This window comes from Raoultella sp. (assembly GCF_039594335.1).
GTDB lineage: Bacteria > Pseudomonadota > Gammaproteobacteria > Enterobacterales > Enterobacteriaceae > Klebsiella.
This window is the reverse complement of the sequence record NZ_JBCNNS010000182.1, coordinates 1-6,310: the sequence shown is the minus strand read 5'-3', so window position 1 is coordinate 6,310 and position 6,310 is coordinate 1. Positions and strand designations below refer to the sequence as shown.

At 57.7% G+C, this 6,310-nt stretch carries 9 protein-coding genes; 5 read left to right on the top strand and 4 right to left on the bottom strand.

What is annotated here, in order from left to right; translation table 11 throughout:
• Positions 1 to 88: hypothetical protein (locus ACZAHD_RS20620; RefSeq protein WP_462458418.1), on the bottom strand; the 88-nt coding region annotated here is incomplete at its 3' end.
• Between the two features lie 174 nt (positions 89 to 262).
• On the opposite strand from ACZAHD_RS20620, the gene ppiB reads away from it, so the two are divergent.
• The 5 genes from ppiB (at position 263) to purK (ending at position 3,574) form a co-directional block, all read left to right on the top strand.
• Positions 263 to 757, top strand: coding sequence for a peptidylprolyl isomerase B (gene ppiB / locus ACZAHD_RS20615; RefSeq protein WP_462458417.1), 495 nt, complete (start codon positions 263 to 265; stop codon positions 755 to 757).
• Positions 758 to 760: 3 nt separating this feature from the next.
• Positions 761 to 1,483 carry a UDP-2,3-diacylglucosamine diphosphatase gene (lpxH, locus tag ACZAHD_RS20610; protein WP_462458416.1) on the top strand — a complete coding sequence of 241 codons (723 nt, stop codon included), beginning with the start codon at positions 761 to 763 and terminating at the stop codon, positions 1,481 to 1,483.
• Positions 1,484 to 1,619: 136 nt separating this feature from the next.
• Positions 1,620 to 1,829 (top strand): YdgH/BhsA/McbA-like domain containing protein, encoded by a 210-nt coding sequence (locus ACZAHD_RS20605; RefSeq protein ID WP_462458415.1) that lies wholly within the window; start codon positions 1,620 to 1,622, stop codon positions 1,827 to 1,829.
• Between the two features lie 171 nt (positions 1,830 to 2,000).
• Entirely contained in the window at positions 2,001 to 2,510 is a 510-nt protein-coding gene (purE, locus tag ACZAHD_RS20600) for a 5-(carboxyamino)imidazole ribonucleotide mutase (RefSeq protein ID WP_462458414.1), read from the top strand.
• Positions 2,507 to 3,574 carry a 5-(carboxyamino)imidazole ribonucleotide synthase gene (purK, locus tag ACZAHD_RS20595; protein WP_462458413.1) on the top strand — a complete coding sequence of 356 codons (1,068 nt, stop codon included), beginning with the start codon at positions 2,507 to 2,509 and terminating at the stop codon, positions 3,572 to 3,574. Before purE ends, purK begins: the two co-directional genes overlap by 4 nt.
• Positions 3,575 to 3,864: 290 nt before the next feature.
• On the opposite strand, the gene ACZAHD_RS20590 is transcribed toward purK, so the two are convergent.
• From ACZAHD_RS20590 to ACZAHD_RS20580, 3 genes are all read right to left on the bottom strand, one after another.
• Positions 3,865 to 4,758, bottom strand: a complete 894-nt coding sequence (locus tag ACZAHD_RS20590) for a carbamate kinase (RefSeq protein ID WP_462458412.1) — start codon at positions 4,756 to 4,758, stop codon at positions 3,865 to 3,867.
• Positions 4,759 to 4,768: 10 nt separating this feature from the next.
• Positions 4,769 to 5,572 (bottom strand): oxamate carbamoyltransferase subunit AllH family protein, encoded by an 804-nt coding sequence (locus ACZAHD_RS20585; protein WP_462458411.1) that lies wholly within the window; start codon positions 5,570 to 5,572, stop codon positions 4,769 to 4,771.
• 9 nt (positions 5,573 to 5,581) lie between these two features.
• Positions 5,582 to 6,310 (bottom strand): YlbE family protein (locus ACZAHD_RS20580; RefSeq protein ID WP_462458410.1); only part of this gene is annotated, 729 nt, incomplete at its 5' end.

Here is a 6,310-nt window from a genome sequence, read left to right as displayed (position 1 = left end):
TACCACACACGTACATGCCGACTTCCCCGGCATGGATAGGTTTAAATTCCTCTTTTTGGCGCGTCATTGTATTAAAGATTTTTAACATCGAAGATTCCATGTAAACACGTGTGTGGTTGAAAACCGGGTATTCTACCTGTAATTCAAACCCGAAGCAGCACACAATGCAAGGTGATCGCATCCTGTGGTTATGCTATAACAAGCCCCTATATGTGACCCGAACACGGGTTGACGCACCACAATAACGGAACAGGATGCAAAAATGGTTACTTTCCACACTAATCATGGCGATATCGTAATCAAAACCTTTGATGACAAAGCGCCTGAAACAGTTAAAAACTTCCTGAACTACTGCCGCGAAGGTTTCTACAACAACACCATTTTCCACCGCGTGATCAACGGCTTTATGATCCAGGGCGGCGGTTTCGAACCTGGCATGCGCCAGAAAGAGACCAAAGAGGCGATCAAAAACGAAGCGAACAACGGTCTGAAAAACACCCGTGGCACGCTGGCGATGGCCCGTACTCAGGCACCTCACTCTGCGACTGCACAGTTCTTCATCAACGTGGTTGACAACGACTTCCTGAACTTCTCCGGCGAAAGCCTGCAGGGTTGGGGCTACTGTGTATTTGCCGAAGTGGTTGAAGGTATGGATGTGGTTGACAAGATCAAAGCCGTCTCTACTGGCCGCAGCGGTATGCATCAGGATGTGCCGAAAGAAGATGTTGTGATCAAAAGCGTCACCGTCAGCGAGTAATTCGTGGCGACACTTTTTATTGCGGATTTGCATCTGCAAACAGAAGAACCGGCGATCACCGCCGGTTTTCTGCGTTTTTTACGCGGTGAAGCAAAAAACGCCGACGCGCTGTACATTCTGGGCGACCTGTTCGAAGCCTGGATTGGCGACGACGACCCTAACCCGCTGCACCGGGAAATGGCTGCTGCCATTAAAGCGCTGGTGGATTCCGGCGTTCCCTGCTACTTCATCCATGGCAACCGTGATTTCCTGCTCGGCAAGCGCTACGCCCGCGAAAGCGGTATGCAACTGCTGCCGGAAGAACAGATACTCGAGCTCTATGGACGAAAGATCCTGATCATGCATGGCGATACGCTCTGCACCGACGATACCGGTTATCAGGCGTTTCGCGCTAAAGTCCACACCCCGTGGATCCAAAAAGTGTTCCTGGCCCTGCCGCTGTTTATCCGTAACCGTATCGCCGCCAGAATGCGTGCGGGCAGTAAAGCCGCCAACAGCAGCAAATCCATGACCATCATGGACGTTAACCCGCAAGCCGTGGTCAACGTGATGGAAAAGCATCGCGTCCAGTGGCTGATCCACGGTCATACTCATCGTCCCGATGTACATTCCCTTATCGCCAATGGCGAACCGGCCCACCGTGTCGTACTGGGTGCCTGGCACAGTGAAGGGTCCATGGTCAACGTCACGCCTGAAGGCGTGGAGCTGATCGCTTTTCCGTTTTGACCCTTCAAATTTCATTCTATTTTTTTGAATAACACCGGCAAATTGTTCCGGTTTTAATCGGCTCACGGTCAGCCTATTATTTATCACATCAGGGCAAAACGCCCTATCTCAGATAAATTACTTCAGGAATACGACTATGAAATCCATCAAAACTTTCGTTGCAGTTGCAGCTCTTTCTCTGATCTCTTTTGGTTCTTTCGCTCAGAGCGTCAGTGCGAGCGCTTCTACCCTCGACCGCGCAGAAGCGAAAATCGCCGCTCAGGCTGCTGAACAAGGTGCGTCTTACAAAATTACCAGCGCACAGGTCAATAACCGCGTGTACATGACCGCTGAACTGACCAAATAATGACATCTGATTGACGAAAACAGACCGCCATATTGCGGTCTGTTTTGTTATGTCATGGTGGTAACAACGGCTCAAGTTTTAACCGCGCAACCGTTTTCCTTCCCCGTATTACATGCTATTCTCTGTGCCCTCGAAAGCAGTGTGTTTCGCACCACAGGAGTTTTAAGACGCATGTCTTCCCGCAATAATTCGGCGCGTATCGCCATCGTGATGGGGTCCAAAAGCGACTGGGCTACCATGCAGTTTGCCGCAGAAATCCTTGATGCCCTGAACGTTCCGTACCATGTTGAAGTGGTCTCCGCACACCGGACGCCCGATAAGCTGTTTAGCTTTGCCGAAGGCGCGGAAAGCAACGGTTATCAGGTGATTATTGCCGGTGCGGGCGGCGCAGCGCATCTGCCGGGCATGATTGCGGCGAAAACCCTGGTGCCGGTATTAGGTGTGCCGGTCCAAAGTGCGGCGCTCAGCGGCGTAGACAGTCTCTACTCTATCGTTCAGATGCCGCGCGGAATTCCAGTCGGTACGCTGGCCATCGGCAAAGCCGGTGCCGCCAACGCCGCCTTGCTGGCGGCGCAGATTCTGGCGGTGCATGACGCTGAACTGCATCAGCGTCTGAGCGCCTGGCGTCAGGCCCAGACCGATGAGGTGTTGGAGAATCCTGACCCACGGGGTGCGGTATGAAACAGGTTTGTATCCTTGGCAATGGCCAGCTAGGCCGGATGCTACGTCAGGCCGGGGAACCGTTGGGTATCGCCGTCTGGCCCGTCGGTCTGGAAGCCGATCCTGAAGCGGTGCCGTTTCAGCAAAGCGTGATCACGGCAGAAATTGAACGTTGGCCGGAAACCGCGCTTACTCGTGAACTGGCGCGCCACCCGGCGTTTGTTAACCGCGATGTGTTCCCGATTATCGCCGACCGTCTGACGCAAAAACAGCTGTTTGATAAGCTCGGGCTCGCCACCGCGCCGTGGCAGCTGCTGGCAGATAAAAACGAGTGGCCGGCGGTATTCGCCCGCCTGGGCGAGCTGGCTATCGTGAAGCGTCGTGTCGGCGGTTACGATGGTCGCGGCCAATGGCGTTTGCGAGAAAATGAAACCGCGCAGTTGCCGGATGAAAATTATGGCGAATGCATCGTTGAGCAAGGCATCAACTTTTCTGCCGAAGTGTCGTTGGTTGGTGCCCGCGCGCAGGATGGCAGCACAGTGTTCTACCCGCTCACCCGCAACCTGCACCAGGAGGGCATTTTGCGTACCAGCGTCGCCTTCCCGCAGGCCAATGCTCACCAGCAGGACCAGGCGGAAAGCATGCTTACCGCCATTATGAACGAGCTGAACTATGTGGGCGTGATGGCGATGGAATGTTTTGTCACCGCTGACGGCCTGCTGATTAACGAGCTGGCGCCGCGCGTACACAACAGCGGTCACTGGACCCAGAACGGGGCGTCGATCAGTCAGTTTGAACTGCATCTACGGGCGATTACCGACCTGCCGCTGCCGCCGCCGGTAGTAAATAGCCCTTCGGTGATGATCAACCTGATCGGTACCGATCTGAACTACGACTGGCTGAAACTGCCGTTGGTGCACTTGCACTGGTACGACAAAGAGGTGCGTCCGGGACGCAAAGTGGGTCACCTTAACCTGACCGACAGCGATACCGACCGCCTGAGTGCCACGCTGGAAGCCTTAAAACCTATCCTGCCGCCAGAGTACGCTAGCGGTATCTTCTGGGCACAATCCCAACTGGCGTAATCCAGCTCTCCGTTGTCCCGGCTTGCGGCGCGCTGCGCCTGAGCCGGGCTACCCAATCTTCCAGCGGCTCTGATTCTTCGGGACGTCTCACTGAGGCGGTGCTGCGCACCTGTCCGGCCTCCCCTCTCGCATGACCCCGTGCGCGTCAGCGCGTCAATCCACGCCCGCGACAAAACCAACAATCATTTGGCCTCGTAATCAGCAAACCGCATAAACCCGTAGCCCGGGCAAGGCGCATCAGCCCCGCCGAAAGCGCGCACGATAGCCATCGGGGGTTTTTCGCCAACGGATCAGGGCTTAATGCAGGTTCCCGCCAACCCGGCCAGAGTGTCATCGATGCGAGACAGCGCGCCAATCCACGCCCGCTTGCCCCGGCGGAGAACGTAGCCGCTTACCGCTGCGATTTTCGGCCCCATCGCGCCGTCGTCGCGGACAAACGGCGCCAGCTCTTCTGGCGTCGCTTCGCGGATCGGTCGCTGCAATGGGGTGCCCCAATGTTCATACACCGCATCGGCGTCGGTCAGGATCACCAGACCATCGGCATCAATCTGCTCCGCCAGCAGCGCGGCGGCCAGATCTTTATCGATCACCGCCTCCGCGCCGTGCCCGCTCTCGAGCACCGGAATCCCGCCGCCGCCACAGCATATCACCGCATGCCCCTCGCCCAGCAGGCGCTCAATCGACTCGCTCTCTTCAATCCTCACAGGCGTCGGCGAAGGAACCACCCGACGCAGATATTTACCGTCGCGCTTCATCGTCCAGCCGTACTCCTTCTCCAGCTGCTTCTGCAGCTCAGGCTCGTAAACCGGGCCAATAAATTTCTCCGGAGCTGAAAAAGCCGGATCGCTCGATGCTACCGCAATGCGCGTCATCACCATCGATACCGGCGGCATCAGTGATTCCTGCGCCAGGCGTTGGGCCAGCATATAACCGATCATGCCCTGGCTCTCCGCCACGAGTACGTCCAGCGGATAAGGTTCAACGTCACCGTAGGCCAGATTTTGCAGCGCCAGCAACCCCACCTGCGGCCCGTTGCCGTGAACAATGGCCAGCCGGTAATTCTGCGCCAGGCGCGCCAGCGCGGGAACCGCGCTATCGATATTGCGATACTGATTTTCCACGGTCAGCGCTTCTCCGCGCTGCAATAAAGCGTTGCCGCCAAGGGCAACTACCAGCGTTTTCATAAATAAGTCCTTAGATAATATGTTGCGCGAGCCAGAATCCCAGCAGCGTGTCAGCGCCGGAGGTGTGTCCCATCGCCAGCACGGCTTCGACGGCGGGTGCAATACGTCGCCCACATTGCAGGGCATGCGCAAAATGCATCAGCGGCGAGGCAAAGCGTCCCTCGCTGGCGTAGCGTAAATAGTTGACGCTCACCTGGGTCGTGACCGCATGCAGATCGCCGGAGGCGCGAAAGAATGTCCGTCCGCCGCAGTGGGACATCCGCCCCGCGCACCACCCCGCCAGCATCATGCCGATCAGCATGTCGTCCAGGCTCGGCGTCAGGCCCGGCCCTTTTCCCAGCCACAGCCGCCAGTCGACGGTGTTACCAGCCAGAGCCCAGGCAAAACAGCGGCATAGCTGCCGCAACTCAGGCTGCTGCGGTAGCTCGATAGCCTGCGACAGCGGCCCGAACAGTCCGGTCTCCTCCGGCCGACGGATTAACTCTGTCGGCAGATAAGCGGCGTCAGGCTGATAACGGAGACGCAGTGAGCAGCGCCTGCGCGGCGGCAACAGCAAAAGGTCACCAACCAGAATGCCGTCATCCAGCGCGTTCGGCGACGCCCCCGCCTGCAGCAGCGCGTGCAGCCGGATAAAATCACGATGGCGTACGACCCATCCGCCAGGGCTTACCCCCATCCCCTGAGGATGCAGCGTCAGCAATGCGCCGCCTTCAACATAGAGATTAATCGTGCGCCGCCAGAGGCCGCCTGTTCGCCACGGCTGGCGATGGTCTGGCGCATCAATGCTGCCTATCAGCGGACGAATACTCTCCATCGCGCTTCCTCAGCTCACGCCCAGCTCGTCGGCCAGCGCTTCCAGCGCCAGTTCAAAGCAGGCCAGCGGCGCTCTGACTGTCCCGGCACCAATCTGGCCGATCCCCGCCTCTTTATGCGCGATACCGGTGTTGATAAGCGGAGTAATGCCGGTTTCGACCACCCGGCGAATATCCAGCCCCAGGCAGGCCCCCTGAAAATCCCAGCCCGGAATTTGCAACTGCATATTGCGCTCAAGGAAGATTTCCGCCATCTCCTCGGAAACGGATTTCGCCGCCTCCATCCCACCCGCGCCAACAAAACGGGTCACCCCCGGAGCCGCGATCATCGCCGCCCCGCCGATGCCGAACGTTTCAGTAATGGCGCTATCCCCCATATCCGGGTTGGCCTGTTCCTGAGAGAACCCGGTAAAGAACAGCCCCTGCGGTGTGTTTACCGGTGCGGTAAACCAGCGATCGCCCAGCCCGCTGACGCGGATACCAAACATATCGCCATTGCGGGTCATCGCGGTGACGATGCTACCCGCGCGAATTTGCGCCCCGGCATCCATCGCCGATTTACAGTAGGCCATCGCCAGGTTAAGGAAGAACTGATCGGTAATGGCGAGGAAATCCATCACTTCGGCAACCTGCTGTTTATCGTGGTTGAGGCGCGCCAGATGCGGCGCCAGCGTGCGCATCAGCAGCGCCGAGGTGGCGATATTGCGCTGGTGGAACTCATCACCCATGGTGATGCCCTG